At 57.6% G+C, this 23,260-nt stretch carries 18 protein-coding genes; 15 read left to right on the forward strand and 3 right to left on the reverse strand.

Annotation, left to right across the window (positions count from 1 at the left end):
- Position 1 precedes the first annotated feature (1 nt).
- The 9 genes from FWJ25_RS08160 (at position 2) to FWJ25_RS08200 (ending at position 13,341) form a co-directional block, all read left to right on the forward strand.
- The gene (locus FWJ25_RS08160) at positions 2–364 is read left to right on the forward strand and encodes a DUF6164 family protein (protein ID WP_149599776.1); all 363 of its coding nucleotides are present in this window, start codon (positions 2–4) and stop codon (positions 362–364) included.
- Positions 365–659: 295 nt separating this feature from the next.
- The gene (locus tag FWJ25_RS08165; protein WP_149599777.1) at positions 660–2,771 is read left to right on the forward strand and encodes a 3-hydroxybutyrate oligomer hydrolase family protein; all 2,112 of its coding nucleotides are present in this window, start codon (positions 660–662) and stop codon (positions 2,769–2,771) included.
- Positions 2,772–2,918: 147 nt separating this feature from the next.
- Positions 2,919–4,331, forward strand: a complete 1,413-nt coding sequence (locus FWJ25_RS08170) for a sigma-54 interaction domain-containing protein (protein WP_149600064.1) — start codon at positions 2,919–2,921, stop codon at positions 4,329–4,331.
- Between the two features lie 323 nt (positions 4,332–4,654).
- A complete protein-coding gene (locus tag FWJ25_RS08175) occupies positions 4,655–5,707 on the forward strand; it encodes a TRAP transporter substrate-binding protein (protein ID WP_149599778.1) in 1,053 nt (350 codons plus the stop codon).
- A gap of 114 nt (positions 5,708–5,821) precedes the next feature.
- Entirely contained in the window at positions 5,822–6,460 is a 639-nt protein-coding gene (locus tag FWJ25_RS08180; protein ID WP_149599779.1) for a TRAP transporter small permease subunit, read from the forward strand.
- A complete protein-coding gene (locus tag FWJ25_RS08185; protein ID WP_149599780.1) occupies positions 6,460–7,824 on the forward strand; it encodes a TRAP transporter large permease in 1,365 nt (454 codons plus the stop codon). Before FWJ25_RS08180 ends, FWJ25_RS08185 begins: the two co-directional genes overlap by 1 nt.
- 12 nt (positions 7,825–7,836) lie before the next feature.
- The gene (locus FWJ25_RS08190) at positions 7,837–8,616 is read left to right on the forward strand and encodes a 3-hydroxybutyrate dehydrogenase (RefSeq protein WP_149599781.1); all 780 of its coding nucleotides are present in this window, start codon (positions 7,837–7,839) and stop codon (positions 8,614–8,616) included.
- A 16-nt stretch (positions 8,617–8,632) separates the two neighbouring features.
- The gene (locus tag FWJ25_RS08195; protein WP_149599782.1) at positions 8,633–10,624 is read left to right on the forward strand and encodes an acetoacetate--CoA ligase; all 1,992 of its coding nucleotides are present in this window, start codon (positions 8,633–8,635) and stop codon (positions 10,622–10,624) included.
- 473 nt (positions 10,625–11,097) lie between these two features.
- Positions 11,098–13,341 (forward strand): NADP-dependent isocitrate dehydrogenase, encoded by a 2,244-nt coding sequence (locus tag FWJ25_RS08200; RefSeq protein WP_149599783.1) that lies wholly within the window; start codon positions 11,098–11,100, stop codon positions 13,339–13,341.
- Positions 13,342–13,440: 99 nt separating this feature from the next.
- Here the strand turns inward: FWJ25_RS08200 and ybaK are convergent, their stop codons facing one another.
- The gene (gene ybaK, locus FWJ25_RS08205; RefSeq protein ID WP_149599784.1) at positions 13,441–13,911 is read right to left on the reverse strand and encodes a Cys-tRNA(Pro) deacylase; all 471 of its coding nucleotides are present in this window, start codon (positions 13,909–13,911) and stop codon (positions 13,441–13,443) included.
- Positions 13,912–14,130: 219 nt separating this feature from the next.
- Here ybaK and FWJ25_RS08210 point away from each other — a divergent pair, with 219 nt between their 5' ends.
- Positions 14,131–15,276 carry a sensor domain-containing diguanylate cyclase gene (locus FWJ25_RS08210; RefSeq protein WP_246166709.1) on the forward strand — a complete coding sequence of 382 codons (1,146 nt, stop codon included), beginning with the start codon at positions 14,131–14,133 and terminating at the stop codon, positions 15,274–15,276.
- 124 nt (positions 15,277–15,400) lie between these two features.
- Complete coding sequence (locus tag FWJ25_RS08215; RefSeq protein ID WP_149599786.1) at positions 15,401–16,687, forward strand: serine hydrolase domain-containing protein; 1,287 nt, start codon at positions 15,401–15,403, stop codon at positions 16,685–16,687.
- 1 nt (position 16,688) lies between these two features.
- Here FWJ25_RS08215 and FWJ25_RS08220 read toward each other — a convergent pair whose 3' ends face one another.
- Positions 16,689–17,033, reverse strand: a complete 345-nt coding sequence (locus FWJ25_RS08220) for a hypothetical protein (protein ID WP_149599787.1) — start codon at positions 17,031–17,033, stop codon at positions 16,689–16,691.
- A 223-nt stretch (positions 17,034–17,256) separates the two neighbouring features.
- Here FWJ25_RS08220 and FWJ25_RS08225 point away from each other — a divergent pair, with 223 nt between their 5' ends.
- Positions 17,257–17,511: a hypothetical protein gene (locus tag FWJ25_RS08225; RefSeq protein ID WP_149599788.1), complete on the forward strand. Its 255-nt coding sequence runs from the start codon at positions 17,257–17,259 to the stop codon at positions 17,509–17,511.
- A gap of 15 nt (positions 17,512–17,526) precedes the next feature.
- Here the strand turns inward: FWJ25_RS08225 and FWJ25_RS08230 are convergent, their stop codons facing one another.
- A complete protein-coding gene (locus FWJ25_RS08230; RefSeq protein WP_188093590.1) occupies positions 17,527–18,534 on the reverse strand; it encodes a hypothetical protein in 1,008 nt (335 codons plus the stop codon).
- A 47-nt stretch (positions 18,535–18,581) separates the two neighbouring features.
- Here FWJ25_RS08230 and FWJ25_RS08235 point away from each other — a divergent pair, with 47 nt between their 5' ends.
- From FWJ25_RS08235 to FWJ25_RS08245, 3 genes are read left to right on the forward strand one after another with little or no spacing between them, the layout of a single operon-like run.
- Positions 18,582–22,190: a response regulator gene (locus tag FWJ25_RS08235; protein ID WP_246166710.1), complete on the forward strand. Its 3,609-nt coding sequence runs from the start codon at positions 18,582–18,584 to the stop codon at positions 22,188–22,190.
- Positions 22,191–22,223: 33 nt separating this feature from the next.
- Entirely contained in the window at positions 22,224–22,781 is a 558-nt protein-coding gene (locus FWJ25_RS08240; protein WP_149599790.1) for a hypothetical protein, read from the forward strand.
- 36 nt (positions 22,782–22,817) lie between these two features.
- Positions 22,818–23,231: a response regulator gene (locus tag FWJ25_RS08245; protein ID WP_149599791.1), complete on the forward strand. Its 414-nt coding sequence runs from the start codon at positions 22,818–22,820 to the stop codon at positions 23,229–23,231.
- Positions 23,232–23,260 lie beyond the last annotated feature (29 nt).

The following is a 23,260-nucleotide window of genomic DNA, read 5'->3' on the forward strand; positions in this document are numbered from 1 at the left end:
TATGCCCCACCACCTGATGAACCTGCGCCATGTCCCGGATGACGAGGCTGATGAGATCCGTGCCCTGTTTGAGGAACATGAGGTTCGTTACTACGAAACGCCGCCGAGCCGCTGGGGGATCAGCATGGGTGGTTTCTGGGTCCACGACGATGACGAAGCCGAGCGGGCCCGGCAATTATTGCAGCACTACCAGCAGCAGCGGCTGGAATCCCAGCGCCGCTCGTTCGAAGAGCGTCAGGTCCGGGGTGAAAGCGTCAGTGTCGTGGCGATGCTCAGGAAGCATCCGGTGCGCACTCTGGCGGCCCTGCTGGCCATTGTCGTCATTGCCGGGTTCAGCCTTTTGCCGTTTGTTCGTATTGGCTAGTACCCTGGGGTTCGTCACTGAAATGTCCTGAAGGCCGGACACCGTCCGGAATCCGGGACGCCCATCCCCCATAGCCCCGTATCCTGCTGTTTCACCTCCGTGTCCATGTCTGTGGTGTCCGGATATCCGGATTCTCCAAGGAGCCCTTTTCCAACATTTCATATAAAATCTATAAAAATCAATAATCTGCAGGGTTGGCACAGGATGCGCATAGCCGCCGGTAGGTATTCATACCTATGGGCCCTGGCCCAGAACGCCTGGCCCGTTCGTTAACAACAACAAACAAGGAACGACCATGAAGCGATTGATGATCTGCACGTTGATCGGAGCCTCCGGGCTTGCCCTGACCGGGTGCAAAGAGGATCTGCCCCCATTCAACCAACTCCCGGATTTCATCCAGGGGGATGTTGCGTTTAGTCATTACGATGGTGTTACCGATGACCTGCTTACCGCGGGTCTGGGTGCTACCGGGCTTGCATCAACGCCTGCACCGGCGTTTGCCGATACGTTGAACCCTACGCCTGCAGAACTTCGGCGGCTGGCGATCTACAACAATTACCGAGCCTTGGTAGATACGGTGCCGGGTGGCGGCTACGGTGAGTTTTTCGGGCCTCAGGTCGGCGCCAGCGGTGAAGGCATGATCGCGGGGGACGAGTATCTCGCTTTTATGACTGTACCGGGCAGTGACCACCCGGTGAGCGTTATGGCTCAGGTGCCGGACAGCTTTGATCCGGATTCGCCCTGTATGGTGACGGCCCCCTCCTCCGGATCCCGCGGGATATATGGCGCCATTGGCACCGCTGGCGAGTGGGGTCTGAAAAAGGGCTGTGCGGTGGTCTATACCGACAAAGGCACTGGGACCGGCTCTCACAACCTGGAAACCGGTGCGGCCCAGCGAATCGACGGTACCCTGACCAGTTCTGACGCAGAGGCTGTGCAGTTCCGTGCGGACCTGAGCGATGCTGAACGGGCAGATTTCAACGCCACCTCACCGGATCGGTTTGCCTGGAAACACGCCCACTCCATGGCCAATCCCGAAAAAGACTGGGGGCTGCATGTGTTGCAGTCTATTGAGTTCGGGTTCTATGTGCTGAATGAAAAGTTTGGCCGGGAATTGGGTAATGATAAACGCCTGATCACCATCGACCCTGACAATACCCTGGTGATTGCGTCCAGTGTTTCTAATGGTGGAGGTTCATCGCTGCGTGCCGCAGAGCAGGATGAACTGGGGCTGATCGACGGCGTGGCGGTATCCGAGCCCAACGTCAATCCGGTGGTCGATACCGGTTTTACCATTCGTCAGGGTGATGGTGCGGTGATCACCGGCCACAGTCGTAGCCTGTTGGATTACACCACTGCCCTGTCGGTCTGGCAGGGTTGTGCCAACCAGGCGCCGGAGGTTCGTGATGCTGCCCCGTTGAATGCGGTGTTCAACCCACCGGCGGTGGGTGAAAATATCTGTAACTCCCTGGCTAACAAGGGCCTTGTGGCCGGGGCTACCCTGGATGAGCGGGCCTCGGATGCGCTGCGTATCCTGAATGAGGAGTTCGGTATTCAGCCCGAACAGAACCTGTTGGCACCGGTGCACTTTGGCCTGGCCGTGGCCCAGAGCATTTCCATGACATACGCGAATGCCTATGGCCGTGCCGGCGTGGAGGATCGTGTCTGCGACCTGACCCTGGCAGCGACAGATGGCGCGGGTGCTGTGACTCCGATTACCGCTGGCGCTGAAGCCGTGTTGTTCTCTTCCAGCAATGGCATTCCGCCTTCTGCGGGAGTCAACATTGTTTACGACGGAGCTGAAGGTCAGCCAACCCACCTGGCCAGCAGTGTCTCGCCAAGTTCGAGTCAGGCGGATTACGGGCTGGATGCGTTGCTGTGCCTGCGCAGCCTGGCCCAAGGCAGTGATGTGGTCACCGGTTCCGATCTGACCGGCAATGCCGCTGATCTGTCCGCGGCCATTGCCGGTGGTATTACCGAGGTGCGTGCCAGTGGCAATCTGCGCGGTAAGCCAGCGGTTTACGTCACAGGGAGGGCCGATGCCATACTGCCCATCAATCATACCGCCCGCCCATACTACGGGCTCAACCAGCAGGTTGAGGGCGAAGACAGCAATCTGCACTACTACGAAATCCTGAATGCGCATCACCTGGATGTGTTGAACGGCTTCCCTGGCGTAGCCGATCGGTACGTGCCTTTGCATCACTACTACTTCCAGGCCCTGGACCTGATGTGGGCGCATCTGACCGATGAACAGCCGCTGCCACCGAGCCAGGTCGTCCGGACGGTTCCTCGCGGAGCGATTACCACGCCTTTGTCGGCGGTGAACCTGCCTGACATTGCGACCGATCCGGCGGTCGAAGACCGGATCGTCTTTGAGGAGAACCAGCTCCGCATTCCGGAGTAAGCAGGTGCCTGTCTGGTGCCTGCGGTGCCGGACAGGCTTGGTTTGCCCCCGAATCGGGGGCCCCATATACTTCCGTGACTGTACCCGGCGTCGTCGGGTACCAGGGTTTATACAATGAACAATATTCAACCCGATGGTGCGCGGTACATGACTGAGCTGTTTACCGAGAATTCCAGGAGTGGCATCACCCGAGACCTGATCGAGGCTCTGTTTCCGATGTTTGAGGAAGCGAGTGCCGGAGCTATTGCTGTTGACCGTGAGGCCCGGATTACCTGGATCAACAGTAGTTACTCGCATCTGCTCGGGCTGGGAGATCCGGACTCTGTTATCGGTAAACCGGTCCGGCAGGTGATCCCGCACACCCGCATGCCGGAGGTCGTGGAAACCGGCAAGCCGCTGTTGCTGGACATCATGGAACATAACCATCAGCAGTTGGTGGTGACACGGCTGCCGTTCTATGACGATAGAGGCAGCATCGTCGGTGCTGTGGCCTTTGTTCTGTACGATGACCTGCAGCCGTTGACGCCATTGGTGTCCAAGTACCGGCGTCTGCATCAGGATCTGGCGGCAGCTCGCAAAGCCCTTGCGAAGAAAGCCCGGGGTACCCGCTACAGTCTGGGGGATTTTGTCGGTGCCAGTCCGGCAGCCCTCGAGGTCAAACGCCGTGCCCGACTTGCCGCTGGCCGCGAAATGCCGGTATTACTGCTTGGCGAGACCGGTACCGGTAAGGAAGTGCTGGCCCAGGCCATTCATACGGTGTCCGGTCGGGCAGAAAAGCCGTTTGTGGGGGTCAACGTGGCGGCGATTCCCGACAACCTGCTGGAAGCGGAATTTTTCGGAGTGGCTCCGGGTGCCTACACCGGAGCTGATCGTCGCACCCGGGAAGGCAAGTTCCAGCTCGCCAATGGTGGAACCCTGTTCCTTGATGAGGTGGGTGATATGCCGCTGCCGCTGCAGGCCAAGCTGCTCCGGGCTTTGCAGGAAGGCGAGATCGAACCTCTGGGCTCCAACAAGGTCAGCCAGGTGGATGTGCGAGTCATTGCGGCGACCAGCCGGAACCTGGAAGCGATGATTGCCGACGGCAGCTTCCGCTCCGATCTTTACTACCGTCTCAACGTTCTGGAAATCCCGATCCCGCCCTTGCGGGATCGTCTGGTGGATCTCGGCGTGCTGTGCGAGGCACTACTCGGAGAAATCTGTGAAGGCCTGGAGATGCGGGGCGAGATAACCGATGCCGGGGTCTCAGCGCTGGGCAGTTATGACTGGCCAGGCAACATTCGTGAGTTGCGCAACGTGCTGGAACGGGCGCTGACTATGAGTGAGGACGGGGGGCTGCTGGATGCCGATGCCATCTTCAAGGTGTTGCCCCGCAGTGGCAACCGGCCGACCTCATCACTGACGCCCCAGCCTGTCAGACCCTTGTCCCAGACCTTGGCAGAAGCTGAAGCACAGGCCATAGAAGAGGCCCTGGTTGCCAGCCGTGGTAATCGTACGCGGGCTGCGAAACTGCTGGGTATTTCCCGCTCTGTTCTCTACGAGAAACTTGGCAAAATGTCCTGATTTCAGGACAGGTGTCCCGTAATCCGTACAAACACCTACGACTGATGTCTATATGCGTCCGGATGCCCGGACGTTTCCCCTTCTTCTGAATGTTTAAAAATTCTTAACATTATGAAAAATAACAAAAAAGTCTTTCTGGCATAGTGTCTGCTTTTGCTGAAGCGCAGGACGTCAGAACAACGTAGAGAACAAGACTGGCGCAATCTGTTGGACCCCAAATTCACGTGTCCGTCTGTTCCTGCGTTGGCTGACTATACTCAGACCAGGCCTTTCAGGTGCGAGCCACCGGGCCAGATACAATAACAATGCTAGGAGACTTGCCAATGAAACTTCTCAAGGCTCTCACCGGAGTTGCCGGTGCGATTGCTCTCACCACGGGTTCCGCGTTCGCTGACGATCTTCGCTGGAAAATGCCCGTTGCCTTCGCCACCAATCTCCCGGGGCTGGGCTCCCCCGCCGCCTGGGTTGCAGACAACCTCACCACTGCATCTAACGGCAGTATTCAGGTTCGTGTCTACGAGCCGGGCAAGCTGGTTCCCCCGTTCGATATTCTGCAATCTGTCTCTGATGGCAAGGTCTCTGCCGGTTATACCTGGATCGGTTACGACCAGGGTAAGGTTCCGGCGGTACCTCTGTTCGCAGCGGTTCCTTTCGGTATGAAGCCATGGGCCTACATCGGCTGGTACTACTACGGTGGCGGCCATGAATTGCTGCAGGAAACCTACCACAACAAAGGCTTCAAGGTTCACGCACAGCTGTGTGGCATCATCGGGCCGGAGACAGCTGGCTGGTACGCCAACAAGATTGAGTCCCTGGATGACTACAAGGGGATGAAGATCCGCTTTGCCGGACTGGGCGGCAAGGTGCTGGAGAAGCTGGGTGCATCCGTCACCATGATGCCTGGCGGCGAGCTCTATCAGGCGCTGGAAAAAGGCACCATTGATGCCACTGAATTCTCCATGCCAGCCATTGACCAGATCCTGGGCTTCGACCAGGTCGTCAAATACAACCTGTTCCCCGGTTGGCATCAGCAGTTCACCGCCCAGTACATGCTGATCAACCAGGATGAGTGGGACGGTGCATCCGATTCCCAGAAAGCGCTGGTGGAAGCTTCCTGTACTGCTGCTACTACCCTCGGTCTGGCCGAAGGTGAGTACAAGAATGGCGCTGTACTGGCGGGCTTCCAGGAAAACGGTATCCACGCTGACCAGATTCCCACCGACGTTCTCAAAAAGCTGAAAGCCGTTACTCAGGAAGTACTTGAGGAAGAAGCCGCCAAGGATGCTGACTTCAAACGTGCTTATGAAAGTCAGCAGGAGTTCCTGAAAACCTACAAGGTATGGGACGAGCGTGCCTACCTGCCGGCTGACCTGTAAGGCTGGAGTCTGACTCCTGGCGCCGGACGGAGTTCCGGCGTTCAAGACCCCACGGATGGCCCTTCGGGGCCATCCGCCTTTCACGCAACCGCTTTCTGAGTGAGGAACTCCACCATGACGGTGTCTGATCAAGACTCTCTGCATACACCGCACGCGTCGGTTTCCGACGCTGACGAACTTTTACATCACCATACCGAACTGCCCACCACCCGGATCAGCCAGTGGCTGGACAGCATCCTGACCCTTATCGGAAAAGGTGCTTCCTGGCTTTGGGTTGTGGTAACCGGTGTCATCATCTGGGCGGTGGTTGGCCGCTATGTATTCGGGCAGGGCTCGGTCCTTCTGGAAGAAGTCCAGTGGCACCTGGCTGGCACGGGGTGGTTGCTGGGTCTCGCGTATACCCTGGTCGTGGACGACCACGTCCGGGTTGATGTTCTGCATGAGCGGTGGTCACTGAAAACCCAGGCCTGGATCGAACTGTTGGGACTGCTGTTTCTGTTGTTGCCCTTCCTCGGGCTGGCGGTTTACGAAATGGTGCCTTACGCCCTCAGTTCCTGGGAAATTGGTGAAACCAGCCAGGCACCGGCGGGTCTGTCCCATCGCTGGGTACTCAAGGCGGTTCTGGCGCTGTCGTTTGCGCTGATCATCATTGCCGCGCTGTCCCGTCTGCTCAAAGTGACCGCGCTGTTGTTCGGATTCCCGAAACCCATCCGGATCGAAACGCCAGATAACAAGAAAGAGGATGCATCCTGATGGAGCTTGAAGCAGTTTTTGTAATCGGCATGTTCCTCACCTTCGGGGTGCTGCTGATGACAGGTTTTCCGGTAGCCTGGGTGCTGGGTGGCACCGCGGTGATCTGGACTCTTATCGGGGTTATAGCGGTCGAGGACTTCGGCGCTAACCTGTGGTTCGACTATCCCTCATCCATGGGGCTGGTTCCAGAGCGAATCTGGGGTATCGTTGAAAGCGATACCCTCGTAGCATTGCCCATGTTCATCTTCATGGGGATCATGCTGGATCAGTCCGGTGTTGCGGAACGCCTGATGAAGAGCATGGTCAAGCTGTTCGGTAACGTGCGCGGAGGGTTCGCCGTCACCGTCATCGTGATTGGAGTATTGCTGGCCGCGACAACCGGCATCATTGGTGCATCCGTGGTGCTGCTGGGCATGCTGTCCCTGCCGGTGATGATGGAGAACAAATACGACAAGGGGTTTGCCGTGGGCACCGCCTGTGCCACCGGAACCCTCGGTATCCTGATCCCTCCGTCCATCATGCTGGTATTGATGGCTGACCGGTTGGCGGTACCCGAAGCGTCTGTCGGTGACCTGTTCATGGGGGCCTTCCTGCCGGGGCTGATGCTCGGAGCCATGTATGTGGGTTATGCCCTGATCCGCCCGCTGCTGCAGCCCAATGTGGCCCCGGTTCCTCAGGGGCTCGAGAAAGTCAGCTGGAGCGTGGTCTGGGATGTTGCCAAAGCGGTACTGCCGACAGCGGCCCTGATACTGGGTGTGCTGGGTTCCATCTTTGCCGGTGTTGCCACCCCGACAGAGGCCTCTGGTGTTGGCGCCTTTGGCGCCTTGATCCTTGCTCTGGCGGCGGGACGGCTTAACCTGAAAGTACTGAGTTCATCGTTGCAGCAAACAACCCGTACTGCTGCGTTCATCTTCGCCATCTTCCTTGGTGCGACGGCCTTCTCGGTTGTGCTGCGTGGCCTTGGCGGTGACACGGTCATTGAAGAAGCCCTGCTGGGGCTGCCCTTCGGCCCTTATGGCGTGATCCTGACCATCCTGTTTGCAGTGTTCCTGCTGGGCTTTTTCTTGGACTGGGTAGAAATCACTCTGATTATCCTGCCGCTGGTGGCACCGGTGGTACAGCAACTCGGTTTTGATCTTGTCTGGTTCACCATCATGTTCGCCATGTGCCTGCAGACCTCATTCCTGACACCGCCTGTCGGCTTTGCCCTGTTCTACATCAAGGGTGTGGCGCCACCGGAGATCAAGGTCACAGATATTTACCGCGGCGTTGTGCCGTTCATCATCATTCAATTGGTAGCCCTTGCCATTGTTTTCCTGATTCCGGAAATCGCGACCTGGCTGCCGAGCGTAGCTTACGAGTAAGGAGAAACCATCATGCGTCTGGAAAACAGGATTGCCCTGATCACCGGGGCGGGACGTGGAATCGGCCGGGCCATTGCCGAGCACTATGGCCGCGAGGGGGCAAAGGTCGCAGTTGCAGACCTGACTCTGGAGGGTGCGCAGGAGGCCGTGGCTGCCATCGAGCAGGCTGGCGGAACAGCCATGGCCCTGGCTATGGATGTCACCAATGAGCAGGCGGTTGATGATGGTGTGGCTGCCATCGTGGAAAAATGGGGCGGACTGGACATCGCCCTGGCCAACGCGGGTATCCAGCACATCGACCCGGTTCACAAGCTGTCCTTCGCCAACTGGAGCAAGGTGATGAGTGTTCACCTTGACGGAGCGTTCCTGGTGACGCGGGCCGCACTGAAACAAATGTACGCCAGTGGCGGTGGCACCATGCTCTATATGGGCTCGGTGCATTCTCTGGAGGCTTCACCGCTGAAATCGCCCTACGTGGCGGCAAAACATGGCATGCTGGGTTTGTGCCGGGCGGTCGCCAAAGAGGGGGCTGAGCACGGCGTTCGCAGCAACATTATCTGCCCGGGCTTCGTCCGCACACCGCTGGTCGACAAGCAGATTCCCGAACAGGCAAAAGAGCTGGGTATTTCCGAACAGGAAGTGATCAGCAAGGTCATGCTGAAAAATACGGTGGACGGCGAGTTCACCACCCTGGAAGACGTCTCGGAACTGGCGGTTCACCTGGCAGCTTTTCCCTCTGCGGCCCTGACCGGCCAGTCCATCGTCGTCAGCCACGGCTGGCACATGCAGTAACGAACAGGAACGACAGATGAGCACAACAGAACAATCACCGGTAGTCTGGTCTCCTTCCGAAGACACGTTGAACAACTCGCGCATGGGGCGTTTCAAAACCTGGCTGGAAGACCAGGGCTATGGCCCGTTTGCGGACTATCATGCGCTGCACCAGTGGTCTGTTAAGGACCTGGATACATTCTGGGATAAGGTCTGGGATTACTGCGGCCTGGTCTGTGACACCCCGGCCAAAAAAGTGCTGGGAAAACGGGACATGCCGGGCGCCGAATGGTTTCCGGGCATGCGCCTTAACTTTGCCGCCAACCTGCTGCGGCTGGCCGAAGGCGAACATGCCGGCCGGGAGGCCGTGGTGGCCTACTGCGAAACCCGGCCTGTATTGCGTAAAACCTACGCTGAACTGAAGGCTGATGTTGGCGCCCTGGAAGCCTTCCTGCGAAGCAAGGACATTGAACGTGGCGATCGGGTGGCCGGGGTGGTCACCAATGGTTACGAGGCCCTTGTGGGTATGTTGGCAACGACCAGCCTGGGCGCTATATGGAGCTCGGCCTCTCCGGATTTCGGCATTGGTGCCATTCTCGACCGCTTTGGCCAGATCGAACCGTCCGCACTTATCGTGGTGAATGGTTATGGGTACGGCGGCAAGGTGTTTGCCCGTCAGGATGATTTTGCCGAACTCATTGCCGGCCTGCCGAGCCTCAAAGCGGTGGTCAGCGTACAGCAGCTACCAGACCAGGCTCCGTTGCAGGGTGAACGGGTGAGCACCTGGGAAGACGCCCTGGCGTTCGGCAACGGCAAAGCGCCGTCTTTCACCCCGCTGGCTCCTGACCATCCGGTGTACATCCTTTATTCATCCGGTACCACCGGCAAACCCAAATGCATCGTTCACGGCAACGCCGGATTGCTGGTGAACCACGCCAAAGAACTGATGCTGCACGGCGATGTGGGCCCTGAGGACCGCTTCCTGTACTTCACCACCTGCGGCTGGATGATGTGGAACTGGCAGGCCTCTGCCCTGATGACCGGAGCGGCTGTGATCACCGTGGACGGCTCCCCGGGCTACCCGAGCCTGAGCCACCTTTGGAATGTGGTGGCGGAAGAAAAAGTCACCCATTTCGGAACCAGTGCCCGTTTCATTGCCGGATGCCGCAAGGGCGAACTGAAGCCCGCCAAGGACCTGGACCAGAGCAACCTTCGGGTCGTTTTCTCCACAGGCTCTCCCCTGCTTCCTGAAGATTACGACTGGATCTACAGCGACGGCTCACCAAATGCCCTGCTCGGCTCCATCGCCGGAGGCACCGACATCTGCGGATGCTTCGTGGGCGCGACGCCGCTGCTGCCGGTGCGCCGTGGTGAAATCCAGTGCCGCTTCCTGGGTGTAGATGCCGTGGCCTACGGAGACGATGGTCAACCGGTAACCGACGGTCGTGGCGAACTTGTTTGCCGGCAGCCTCTGCCCTCCATGCCTGTGAGCTTCTGGGACGATGCAAACGGTGAGCGCTACCGAAGTGCGTACTTTGAGACATTCCCCGGGGTGTGGGCCCACGGTGACTTCATCGAATTTACCGAACACGGTGGTGCCATCATCTACGGCCGCTCCGACGCGACCCTTAATCCCGGTGGCGTGCGCATTGGAACAGCGGAAATCTACCGTCAGGTAGAAACCGTGGCCGAAGTGAAAGACAGCCTTGTCGTCGGTCGCCAGATTGACGGCGACGTGGAAGTGGTCCTGCTGGTGGTGCCGGCTGATGGCCAGCAGGTGACTGACGAACTGCTCAAACAGCTGAAAACCCGAATCCGCGAAGGCGCGAGCCCCCGGCACGTACCCAGGCATATAGTCCAGGTTCCAGACATCCCCTACACCCGTAGCGGCAAAAAAGTCGAACTGGCGGTGGCTCGTCTGATCAACGGTTCCAAGAAAGCCGACAACCGGGACGCCCTGGGCAACCCGGAAGCTTTGGACCAGATCCGGGATTGCCTGGCAGCAGCGAGCCTGCTGCCCGAGAGCTGAGACCGAATGTCTCCAGTGGCGCGTGGCCGAGTGCAAAGCTCGCCCCGCGCCTTTTTTATGCCTTAGAGCGTAATCCAGGAAGGCGCTGGGAAAACCGGATCAGCGGTTGTGGCTCTGCTTCCCAAAACTGTGCGGAGCCATGGATGGCGGAGCCCAAGCGCCACATGGATGTGCTTGAGCGGGTTTTGAGAAGCAGAGCCATAACTGCGTTAACTCCCGGATATACAACTGGCTCCCATATTCCTGAATGTTAGAAAGTTTCGTAAATTCTGGTCATTTCATACTCTTGTCACGGAAGATCTGGCATTTTTAGTCCGTTCTTATACTAAGATCGTAACCAAAATTTCCCGAAAAATGCTATCTTAGTAGGTCTATCAAAAGTTCCAATTCAGTCATCGCTGTGGCCAGACGTCCACAAGACGCCAGACCCAGCCGTGGCCGTCCTGAACCCACCCATTAGCCTGAGGACGAAAATGACATCATCCAAAGCAAAGATTGTCTACACTCTGACCGACGAGGCTCCTGCCCTCGCCACACGGTCTCTTCTTCCCATCCTGGAAACCTTCGCCAAGCCGGCTGGCATTGAATTCGAAACCAGCGACATTTCTCTCGCGGCGCGTATTCTGGCGAATTTCCCGGACTATCTCGAAGAAGATCAGCGGGTTCCGGATGCACTGGCCGAGCTGGGTGAATACACCAAAGACCCTGAAGCCAACATCATCAAGCTGCCGAACATCTCCGCGTCGATTCCTCAGCTGCGTGCGGCCATCAAGGAGCTGAACGAGCAGGGTTACAAGGTTCCCGAGTACAAGGAACACGCAGAGACTGACGAAGAGAAAGACATCCAGTCCCGCTACGCCAAAGTACTGGGCAGTGCAGTAAACCCGGTTCTGCGTGAAGGTAACTCTGACCGTCGTGCACCGGCTGCGGTTAAAGCCTTCGCTCGCAAATACCCGCACTCTATGGGTGAGTGGAGCCCGGCGTCCCGCACCCACGTAGCGCACATGCGCGGTGGTGACTTCTACTCCAGCGAACAGTCCGTAACCCTGGACAAGGCGACCACAGCCCGCATCGTATTTGAAAACGCCAAGGGCGAGCAGACTGTACTGAAGGCAGAGCTACCGCTGTTGGAAGGCGAAGTGCTGGACGGCATGTTCATGAGCAAGAAAGCGCTGGTGAAGTTCTTCGAGGACGCGATTGCGGACTGCGAAAAAACCGGCGTGATGTTCTCCCTGCACGTGAAAGCCACCATGATGAAAATCTCCCACCCGATCGTTTTCGGTCACGCGGTGAAGGTTTTCTACAAAGACCTGTTCGACAAGTACGGCGATCTGTTTGATGAAATCGGCGTTAATCCGAACAACGGTCTGTCTTCCGTGATCGAAAAGATCAAGCAGTTGCCTGAGTCCAAGCAGGAGCAGATTCAGGAAGACCTGCACGCGTGCTATGAGCACCGGCCGGAAATCGCCATGGTGGATTCCGTCAAGGGCATCACCAACCTGCACGTACCGAGTGACGTTATCGTTGATGCTTCCATGCCGGCGATGATCCGTAACTCCGGCAAGATGTGGGCGCGCGACAACAAGCTGAAGGACACCAAGGCGGTTATGCCTGAGTCCACCTACGCCACCATCTATCAGGAAGTGATCAACTTCTGTAAGACCCATGGCGCATTTGATCCGACCACCATGGGCACCGTGCCCAACGTTGGTCTGATGGCCCAGAAAGCCGAAGAGTACGGTTCTCACGACAAGACCTTCGAAATGAAGGAAGACGGTACCGTTCGTGTGATTACCGAAGACGGCACTGTGCTGACCGAGCACAAGGTCGAGCAGGGCGACATCTGGCGTGCCTGCCAGACCAAAGACCTGCCGATCCGCGACTGGGTCAAGCTGGCGGTGAACCGTTCCCGTTCCAGTGGTATGCCTGCGGTATTCTGGCTGGACGATGAGCGTGCCCACGATGCGCAGCTGATCAAGAAGGTTGAGGCATATCTCGCAGAAGAAGACACCGATGGCCTGGAAATTCACATCATGTCTCCGGTTCGCGCTATCCGCTGGACCATGGAGCGTCTGATCCGTGGCCTGGATACTATCTCCGTCACCGGTAACGTTCTGCGTGACTACCTCACCGACCTGTTCCCGATCCTGGAGCTGGGTACCAGCGCCAAGATGCTGTCCATCGTACCGCTGCTCAACGGTGGTGGTCTGTACGAGACCGGTGCTGGCGGTTCCGCACCGAAGCACGTACAGCAGGTGATTGAAGAGAACCACCTGCGCTGGGATTCCCTGGGTGAGTTCCTGGCAACCGCAGTGTCCCTGGACGAGCTGGGTGAGAAGAAGCACAACCTGCGCGCCCGTCTGCTGGGTCAGACCATGGATAAAGCAACCGAGCGCCTGCTGGAGAACAATCAGTCTCCGTCACGGGTTACCGGTGAGCTGGACAACCGTGGCTCCCACTTCCACCTGGCGCGTTACTGGGCGGAAGAACTGGCGAACCAGGATGATGACAAGGAGCTGAAGGACTTCTTCGCCAAGCTGTCTGCTCAGCTGGAAGCGAACAAGGACAAGATCCTGGAAGAAATGACGGTGGTTCAGGGTCACCCGGCTGATCTGGGCGGCTACTACCATGCTCCGATGGAGAAGGTATCTGCGGTCATGCAGCCGAGCGCTACCCTCAACAAGATCCTCGATGATGCCCGCGCATCTGTAAACTGAGGTTGAGGTGAACAGCCGGACAGGGTTTCGGCTGTTGCAGATCAGAACCGGAGTGCTGGATACAGCACTCCGGTTTTTTTATGGCCGTTGTTCAGCGGATCATTCCTGTTGCAAAGGGGTGAACTCTGCCCGGGTCAGTTTCGCCAGGTCGGTTGCAGCCAGTTCAATTTCCAGCCCGCGCCGGCCGGCACTGACAAAGATGGTGTCGAACTGATCGGCGGAGTTATCCACAAAGGTACGTAGCCGCTTTTTCTGGCCCAGTGGGCTGACGCCACCCAGCACATAGCCGGTGCTGCGCTGTACCGCCTGAGGGTCTGCCATGGCGGCCTTCTTGCCACCGGCGGCCTTGGCGATCAGTTTCATGCTGAGCATGGCTGAAACCGGCACGACTCCGACCACCAACTCCTTGTTGTCGATGGCTACCACCAGGGTCTTGAACACCTGGTTCGGGTTGGCACCTGTCTTTTCTGCCGCTTCTGCGCCGTAGTTATCCGTTGCCGGGTCATGTTCGTATTCATGAATGGTATGAGCAATACCGGCCTTTGTGGCCGCGTTGATACCCGGGGTCATTGCTGTCTCCTGACCAGTGTTTTGCTGTCCGCAAGACGTTACCACACTCTTCGGTGGGAGTGGGTACGGCGTTTCCAGCTCGACTTACCGGGGGTGAGTGGCTATTTTTTAGGCATACTTTGGTTGTCAGAATGGGCCGTTGCAATGACACGAATACCCGACAGGGGCCAGGTCAGAGAAAGACTTTCGACGCAGTTGCGTCCTGTACGGAGGGCCCTTGTGGTTACTTCGGTGTATGCCGTGGCGGGATTGCTCTGGATCACCTTCTCAGATCTCATTGTCGGAGCGCTGGTGACTGATGCGGATACCCTGTCCCAGGTACAGACCTGGAAGGGCTTCTTCTTCGTGTTTGTAACGGCACTGGTTCTTTTTCTGGCTCTGTTTCGCCTGCTGACCCGTGATCGGGCGTTACTTCGCCTGCAGCATGATCAGAGCCTGGCCCTGAGAAAGCGGGAGCGTCAGCTGACAGTCCTTATGGACAGCCTCCCCGGCATGGCTTACCGCTGTCGATACGATGATCACGGCACCATGCTGTTTGTCTCGGAGGGGTGCGTGGAATTGACCGGTTATGATCCCGACGAACTGATGGGGAGCCGGGCAATCAGTTACGGCGATATGCTGGATACGGAGAGCTACCGGCATTTGCTCTTTGAGATCCGCTCCGCCCTGGCGAAAGAGGAACCCTATTCGGTGGAGTACGCATTGAACCGCAAAGATGGCCAGCAGGTCTGGGTATGGGAACGGGGGCGGGCCATACACGAAGGTGCGGATGGCACCATGCTGGAAGGCATCGTACTGGATATTTCCGACCGAAAGCGTTTACGGGATGAGCTGGAAGAACTCGCCACCCGGGACCCCCTCACCGGTTTGCTGAATCGTCGGGAAATGAGTCGGGTGCTGGAGGAAGAACTGGAGAGAGCGAGGCGTTACCAACGGCCGATGGCGATGTTGTGGATCGATTTCGATCGTTTCAAGGAAATCAACGACACCTTTGGTCATGCAGCTGGGGACTCGGTATTGCAATCGGTCACCGGTTTGCTGGAGGAAAGTGTTCGCAGCGTGGATTCCGTAGGGCGTTTCGGTGGTGAGGAATTCGTGATCGTGCTGCCAGAAATGGGCGTGGCGGAAGCCCAGGAAACCGCAGAGCGTTTGCGGCGCCAGGTGAGCGCCACCCCACAGCCTTTGGGTGATGGCCGGATGGTGTCGTTGACTATCAGCGTCGGAGTAGCGGTGTATCCGCGCCACGGGCTGACGGGTTCGGCCCTCTGTGCCGCAGCGGATAAGGCCATGTACCAGGCAAAAACCGCGGGCAGAAACTGCGTGGCCTTGGCGCATGTGCAGGAGCAGGTCCATAATGAACAATGAAAGCTGATGGCCACAGGACGGTTGGATTCGGTGACAGTCATCCCTCCGGGTCTCGGCCAATGCGGCTTTGCCACCAGGCATCGACACTAGAATAAAAACAGAAAGCTGAGAAAGGTTTACCCGGATGAATCGAATTGCCCGACGTGTCCTGCATACCTGTCAGGTTCCGAAGGACCTGAGCACCATAACGACCCGCGATTATAAGGGAGAAAAACCGGAAGCCGTGGGTGTCAGCCCTGATGCGGTGGAAGCCGTCTGGCGTAATGTCGAGGCACTCTATCGCACCGGCGTTCATCCCGGCATCCAGATTTCCATTCGTCACCGTGGCGAACAGATTCTGCATCGGGCGATTGGTCACGCAACCGGTAACGGCCCCGGCGACTCTTCCGATACGCCAAAATCCTTGATGACGACGGACACACCGATCTGCTATTTCTCCGCCTCCAAGGCTGTAACCGCCCTGTTGATGCATATGTTGGTGGAACAGGGGCTGGTGAACCTGATGGACCCGGTATCCTATTACTGCCCGGAGTTTGCCCAGAGTGGTAAACGGACGATCACGGTGCACCAGATCCTGTCCCATCGCGGTGGTATCCCCGCGATTCCCCGCGAAACGTCGATTGATGTGCTCTGGGACAAGGATGAAATCTGGCGATTACTGTGTGAAGCACGGCCGGTAGAGGTGGATGGAGCCAAGGTGGCCTATCATGCCATTACAGGTGGGTTCGTACTGCAGCGGGTGCTGGAAAAAGTAACCGGCGGTACTATAGAGGAATATCTGGATACACACCTGCGAAAGCCAATGGGGATGACGTGGTTTACCTACGGTATCGCTGGAGATGATCTTGCGTCTCTGGCCACCAATTACGCTACGGGCCCGGCGCCGGTGTTCCCGGTGTCCTGGATCATCAACCGCGCCCTGGGTGGCGATATTCAGACTGTTGAGCGGGTTACCAACGATCCCAGGTTCCAGGAGGCGGTGATTCCGGCGGGCAACCTTTGTGGCACCGCCGAGGAAATGGGCCGGTTTTTCCAGATGATGCTGAACGGCGGTGTCTGGAAGGGTAAACGCATCTGCAGCGAGATGACCGTGCGACGGGCGATCCAGCAGTTCGGTTCGCTGCAGATTGATCGTACCATGCTGCTCCCGGTTCGCTTCAGTGCCGGCTTGATGCTGGGGGGGAACCCGGTGGGACTTTGGGGCCAGCAAAGCCGCTATGCTTTCGGTCACATCGGCCTGATCAATAAACTGTGCTGGGCCGATTCAGCGCGGGATATTTCGGTCAGCCTGCTTAATACAGGCTTCCCTGTGGTGGGACACCACCTGCCATCACTGGCCCGCTTTATCTATACCGTTTGCGACCGTTTCCCGTTGATACCAGAGAGTCAGCGTCCCCTCGTCGCCGCCTGAGTCAAAGGGTCTCCAACTGGGCTTCAAGAATACCCAGCACTGACGACAGGATATCCCGGAAGTCCGTCAGTGTCTGGGTCCGCTGGATCACGTCTTCGCGGTTTTCATCCAGACGCTCCAGTTTGGGTACCACTCGCCGGATACCTTCCGTAATCACCTCATAGGGGTAATGGTGATCCTGAATACTGAGTTTGTTTATTTCTGCGACCTCCTGATTGAAGATGCTGATGATGTCGTAAAGCATGTCCTTGTGGGGGATGGTGCTGGCTTCCCAGTAGGCATCGTCCAGCAATTCCAGCAGCGACAGGTATTCACGGAGAGTGTCGGCGACGGAGGTCTGGCTCATGGTGGGGATAAACTCCTGATCAGGGAAATTTTCTGCAACGATTGATTGCTGTAGAGGGAACTATAGCAGGCATATTCTCGTGTAAAGAACGAGAACAGGTCTGATGCCATGGCCTGCAATAAAAGTGAAATACTATTCATTTTTGTTGTGCTTTGTCTGGTGCTGATGCAGACTTTCGCCATGGAAGAAGGATCTTTCGGAACTCAATGGATGAGGAATAACAATGGACAAGCCAATACCACCGGCCGAGAGCGGGACCGGGCGCGAGGTCAAGCTGGATGAGCATGACAGCGTTCGCAGCCACGTCCAGCAGCAGATCAATTCGGAAGTCGAGCGCCTTGAACGGCGTATCGAAACGTTACGCCTGACCAAAGCTCCCCACGCAGCGATCATGATTTCCACCTACGAGCGAATGATCGACCGAAAGCGTGGGTTTATGGCGAACTGGAATATGACCGGCGGTGGTGTCCAGCACTGATCGCCGCGAACACGCTCAGGGCCTCAGGGTAATTGCTGTGCCCTGATAGCTGTCATCCGGTGCTTCCTTGTTCAGACAGTATGCCGGGTTACTCTCCCCTCCATCATTGGGTGCTTCATCCAGAGACATGAAGACGGCCACGGTCTGGTTCGTGTAATTCATGGTGACTTTTACACAGTCTGCCTGAGTGCCGGCAAATTCGAAGTCCGGCCCACCTCTACTGCCGTTGCCGGTGCCTGTCGCTGTACCGTCAATATTGATTACATCGGTATCCAGTCCGTCGTACTCCCGTACAAACGCCATTTCCCGCTCACCCTCAATGACAATGCTGCCTTCGCTGTGGAGTCTGGCGGCGTCGTTATAGCCAATTGCCTGGAAGTCCCGGGGCAGGAATTCCGTGCCCAGGGTGGCGCTGGGGCGAGTGCTGCCCTCCGGGAAATTCCCGGAAGCCACCCAGTTGATGATGCGGGTAACCCGGTTGGAGGTGTCCGGGGTGTAGCTCCATTTCAGGATCGGATAGATCCACTGGTAGTCGCCGACCGGGGCGCCGTCCAGCAATGCCTGCTGATCGCTGAAGCGGATGGATACGTCATTGCTGATGTTGCTGTATTCGCCGGCGACACCTTCATCAATCCTTGAGCTGATGTACTCCCGCCCGTTCCGGAAATTGCCAATTTCATCCTCGCCGATCACTCTGTGCATCAGATCGAGAGGGTTCCGAACCGACACCAGGGCCGGCTGTTCGTCAGTTGAGTAGTCAAGGTTCAGGAATCCGGCCAGCTGACTGCGAATGGCGGCAGCCAGCTCGGTGGCCCGGACATCGTTGGTATCTGCTGGTTGCACGGCATGGAACAGATCGCTGAAGAGGAATGTGTAGGTTGCTTCAGTTAACGTAAAACTGGAAAAAGTGACATCCACATTGGTGGCGGGATTGAATGCAACTGGTCCGCTATCCTCCATGCCACATCCGGAAAGTCCGGCAGCGGAGAGAGAAATAGCGGCGAAAATGCAGGAATGTCTCATTTCAGGTGGCCCCGAGGTGCTTATCTGTTCGTAAACGGCTAAAGTGGATGCTGCGGGCCCTGATCCCTGCCCGCCTGCTGACAATAAACAAAACATCCGGCACCTACGCTCGTGGAGATCACATTTTGCGGCAACGGTTATTTCTGGCATCCCGGGAACTGATCCTGTTCCTGCTGGCGGTTCTGGCGCTGGCAGGTGCACTGGTACCTGCAAAGGTGCTGGCACAGACACCCTGCCAGAATGGCACGATCGTGCTGAGCCCGGGTACCGAGTCTGTCCGGGATCTCGGTAGCTGTGTCTGGTACCTGGAGGATCCGGACAAGAGCCTGACCCTGGAGAACGTGGAAGCTCTCGGCAGGGAAGGCCTGACCCGCCATGAACGGGGTGTACTGAATTTTGGTTATACCGAGTCCGCCTACTGGACACGGTTCGATCTGAACATCCCGGACAGGTCTGCCGCTACCGAATGGATTTTCGAGTTGGCCCTCCCCCTGGTGGATGAAGTCCGGCTTTATCTGGTACGTGACGGTGAGCTTCTGGATCAACGTCGCACGGGTTATGCCGACAGCTGGGCCGAACGGGATCTGGAGTTACCCAACCCCACCTTCCGGCTCGAACTTGAGGCCGGAACGGTCACCTCTGTTTACCTGAGGGTGACCAACACCAATACATTCCGCCTGCCGATCAGTCTCTGGAAACCGGATAGCTACGTTGCCAAGGTCTCGGTGGATGAAGCCGTGCGCGGTATTCTGTTGGGTGCCATCCTGGCCATTCTGGCCTACAACCTGTTTGTGGCAGTGTCGGTTCGTGAGCGCAGTAACATCTACTATGTGCTCTATCTGGTGTCAGCAACGGTGTTCATTGCCACCGAGCAAGTGCACGGTATCCAACTTCTGGATACTCGCCCCCTGCTGTTTCACAAGGAATTCCTGCACTTCCAGATCATCACCACCTGGTTCTGGGGGTTGTTGATGGCCCGTTCCCTGCTGGAAACCCGGGAACGCTCTGCGGACCTCGATCAGGTTATTCGCCTGTGTCTGTACTCGGTGGCAGCCACCCTGGTGCTGTCCATATTTCTGCCCTATCACATCGCCATGCAATGGATTGTGGTGGGCTCCATTTTACTCAGCCTGATCCTGATCGTGGTGAGCTACCTGTCCTGGCGTTATTACAACCCGGCGGCCCGGTCCTACTTTTTCGCCTGGACTCTGGCATTGGTTGGCTTTGGGATCTACGCCCTGACAGTTATGGGGGTACTACCCCTGAACACCTTTACCAATTATTCGCCGCAGTTCGGGCTGGTGGCGCAGATCATCCTGTTCTCCTTTGCCCTGGCGGATCGGATCAAGCAGGTGCAGGGTGAGGCTCTGAGTTGGAGTCAGCGGGCGCTGTCCAACCTGCAGCGTTATCAGTCGTTGTTCGATAACGCCATTGAGGGTGTATTCCAGATGTCGACGGATCGCCGCTTTGTCACTGCCAACCCGGCAATGGCCAGGATGATGGGTTACGGCAGCAGCCGGGAGTTACTGGGCAGAAATCCGGATGTGCTGGAGACGGTGATCGCAGATGAGCGCCCGCGCCGGCTGGTGGTTGAGCAGCTCGAAGCCCGGGGAACGGTAAAGGGGATTGAAGCCCGTTACCTGACCCGGGACGGTGCAGAGCGCTGGGCCACGATCTCACTACATACAGTGTACGATGGCGACGGCGAGCCGACCCATCTGGAGGGCACCTGCATTGACGCCACGGAAAGCCATCAGCGTCAGCGAATTGAACGGGAGCGCGAGCACGAGCGACTGGAAAAGGAGCTGGCCCGAAACTCTGCTGAGGCCAAGAGCCAGTTCCTGGCAAACATGAGCCATGAGATCCGTACCCCGCTGGCGGCCATCATCGGCTATGGCGAAACCCTGCTGGACCCGGACCTTGATGAACAGGAAAAGCGCAGCAGCGCAGAAACTGTCGTGCGCAGTGGCCGGCATCTGTTGGACCTGGTGAACGACATTCTTGATCACTCGAAGATCGACGCCAACAAGCTGGATGTGGATATCGTATCGGTCAATCTGCCGGATTTGCTGGATGAAGTTCGCGCCTTCTTCGAACCCCGGGCCCGGGAAAAGGGACTGGAATTCCATGTAATCTGCGAGTTTCCCCTACCGGAGCAGATCCTGACGGACCCTACCCGCCTACGGCAAATTATCATCAATCTATGTGGTAATGCCCTGAAATTCACTGATAAAGGCTCGATCTCCCTGGCGATCCGTTGTGATCGTGATGCTGAAAGACTGGTGGCCAGGGTCGTGGATACCGGGATCGGTATGAAGCCGGAGCAGATCGGCCGGCTGTTTGATCCCTTTGCCCAGGGCAGTGCAGCCATTTCCCGGCAATATGGCGGCACCGGGTTGGGGCTGAGCATATCCCGGCGTCTGGCGGAGATGCTGGGCGGTTCCATTCAGGTCAACAGTACCTATGGTGAGGGCAGCGAGTTTGAGCTGGTAATACGTACCGGGCCGCTGACCGACGTTCACTTCCTGCGGGATGCTTCCGAACTCAGCCAGCGTCGACGCAACCTTCCCATGGTAGTAGCACCTCAACTGGCGGGCAGGATCCTCTGTGCGGAGGACAACGAAGTGAATCGGCGTCTCGTTTCCCTGCTGGTGTCCCGGACCGGGGCCGAACTGATGCATGTGTCCAACGGTGCCGAGGCACTGGAACTGGCACTGAGGGAACCGTTTGACGTCATCCTGATGGATATCCAGATGCCGGTGATGAACGGCCGGGATGCCACCGCCGCGCTTCGGGAGGCCGGTGTTAATACCCCGGTTATCGCGTTGACCGCCAACGTAATGTCCGAGGACATTGCCGATTACCGGTTGGCCGGCTGCAACGAACATCTGGCAAAGCCCATCGACAAGCAGCGTTTCTATGAGGTTCTGGCCCGTTACCTCAACGTGCAACCGGAACGGACGTTGAGCGCAGTCCAGGGGTACTCCGGGACCGTGCTGGTGGCAGAGGACAACGAGGATAATCGCTATCTCGTCGAGCGGATGCTGGCTCGTTACGGGTTGGATGTAGTGGCGGTCACGGCGGGCGACGAAGCGGTCCGCAGGGCGCTTGCTGATTCGATCCAGCTAGTCCTGATGGACCGCCACATGCCAGGCATGGACGGTGTTGCTGCCACCCGTCTGCTCAGGCAGGCCGGGTTCCGCCGTCCGATTATAGCCTTCACGGCCGGAGATCAGGTGGAAACTGAGGCCCTGTGCGAGGCTGGCTGTGATGGTGTACTCAACAAACCGATCGACGATACTCATCTGCAGGTGCTGTTGGAACGGTTCCTCCCGGCCGGACAGTCCAACGCATCGGAAGTCGGCGATGATGACATCTCCGCTCTGGCAGGTCAGTTCCTGGAAAGTCTGCCTGAGCGCATGCAGCGCATGGAACAGGCCGTGATCGGGCGGGACGCATCTACCCTGATGGCAGAAGCCCATCAGATAAAAGGCACGGCGGGCGCTATGGGGTATCCGATGATGACTCGCCAGGCCGGCGTGATTGAGACTCTGGTGAAGGCTGGAGATCAGGATTGGGACGGAGTTCACAGCGAATTCGAGACGTTGAAGGCGATGATGGCCCGGGCAGTTGGCTCGCTGGCGGCATCACATTGAATATCCTTTAGGGAAAACGACAGGTAACAGGTAATGATTAACAACCCGCAACGCAGTGAGAGCCACGCACTGAGCATGATGTACGGCACCTACGCGGATATCCTATTCGTGCTGTTTCCGTTTCTCGTTGTCGGCATGCAGCGTTTATGGGTTGGCCGCCTCTACGAGACACTCATGCGCCCGGATCTGAGTATTGCCGCTGCGATCCTGGCAGGGCTGGCTATCGGAAAGTTTGTGCTCGGGCTGGTGACCAACCGTGATCTCGGGCGTTACAAGGAGAGGATCGTGTTCTTTATCGCGCTGACGCTCTTTGTGGTGCTGGGGCCATCGATCATTCTTATCCTGAGTATCCTCGGGAGCGTTGAAGTTCCGGGGTTTGTGGCTTTTGTACAGCCGATTCTGCTGATCATCGCAATTTCCCTGTACACCACGGCGGTCAGTATCAGCAACATCCTGACCGGGTTCGGTACCGGCTTCGCGGCTGGTCAGACTGATATGCCAGCGACACAGAACATGGTATCCGGAGGGTCTGCCGATACCCGTCCAGCTCCCCTGGATCTGCCCAGGCGGGCGGGCAGTGATGGTCTGTAGCAGGACGAAAAAACGCGAACATACAGGAGATAAACAATGACAGATCTGACGGTTCTGGTGGTGGAAGACGAACCGGTTATGCGCGAGCATCTGGTGTCGATGCTGTATAAGGCCGGCGCTACGTCAGTGGTCGGCTGTGAAAATGCTCAATCAGCCCGTGAGGCCTTCGACGAGAGGGAGTTTCATATCATTCTGCTGGACCTGGGGTTGCCGGATGGCGATGGTCATGACCTCATGCGATCGTTCAAATCGATTCGGGAAACCCAGCATATTGTGTTAGTGACGGCGGATGATTCCATCGAAAGTATCCAGCGAGCGATCAGTGCAGGGGCCAACGGCTATGTGGTGAAGCCCTACTCCCAGGAAAAAATCCACGATGTGGTTAATAACTATGCCATGGTTCACGGTGGCGATCTGAGCATGATGCAGAGCCTGAACCGCTGTCACTGAACGGTTCAGGCCCCTCAGGCCCGTTGGTG

Origin of the sequence: Marinobacter salinexigens (assembly GCF_008370345.1) — a bacterium.
GTDB classification, from domain to species: domain Bacteria; phylum Pseudomonadota; class Gammaproteobacteria; order Pseudomonadales; family Oleiphilaceae; genus Marinobacter; species Marinobacter salinexigens.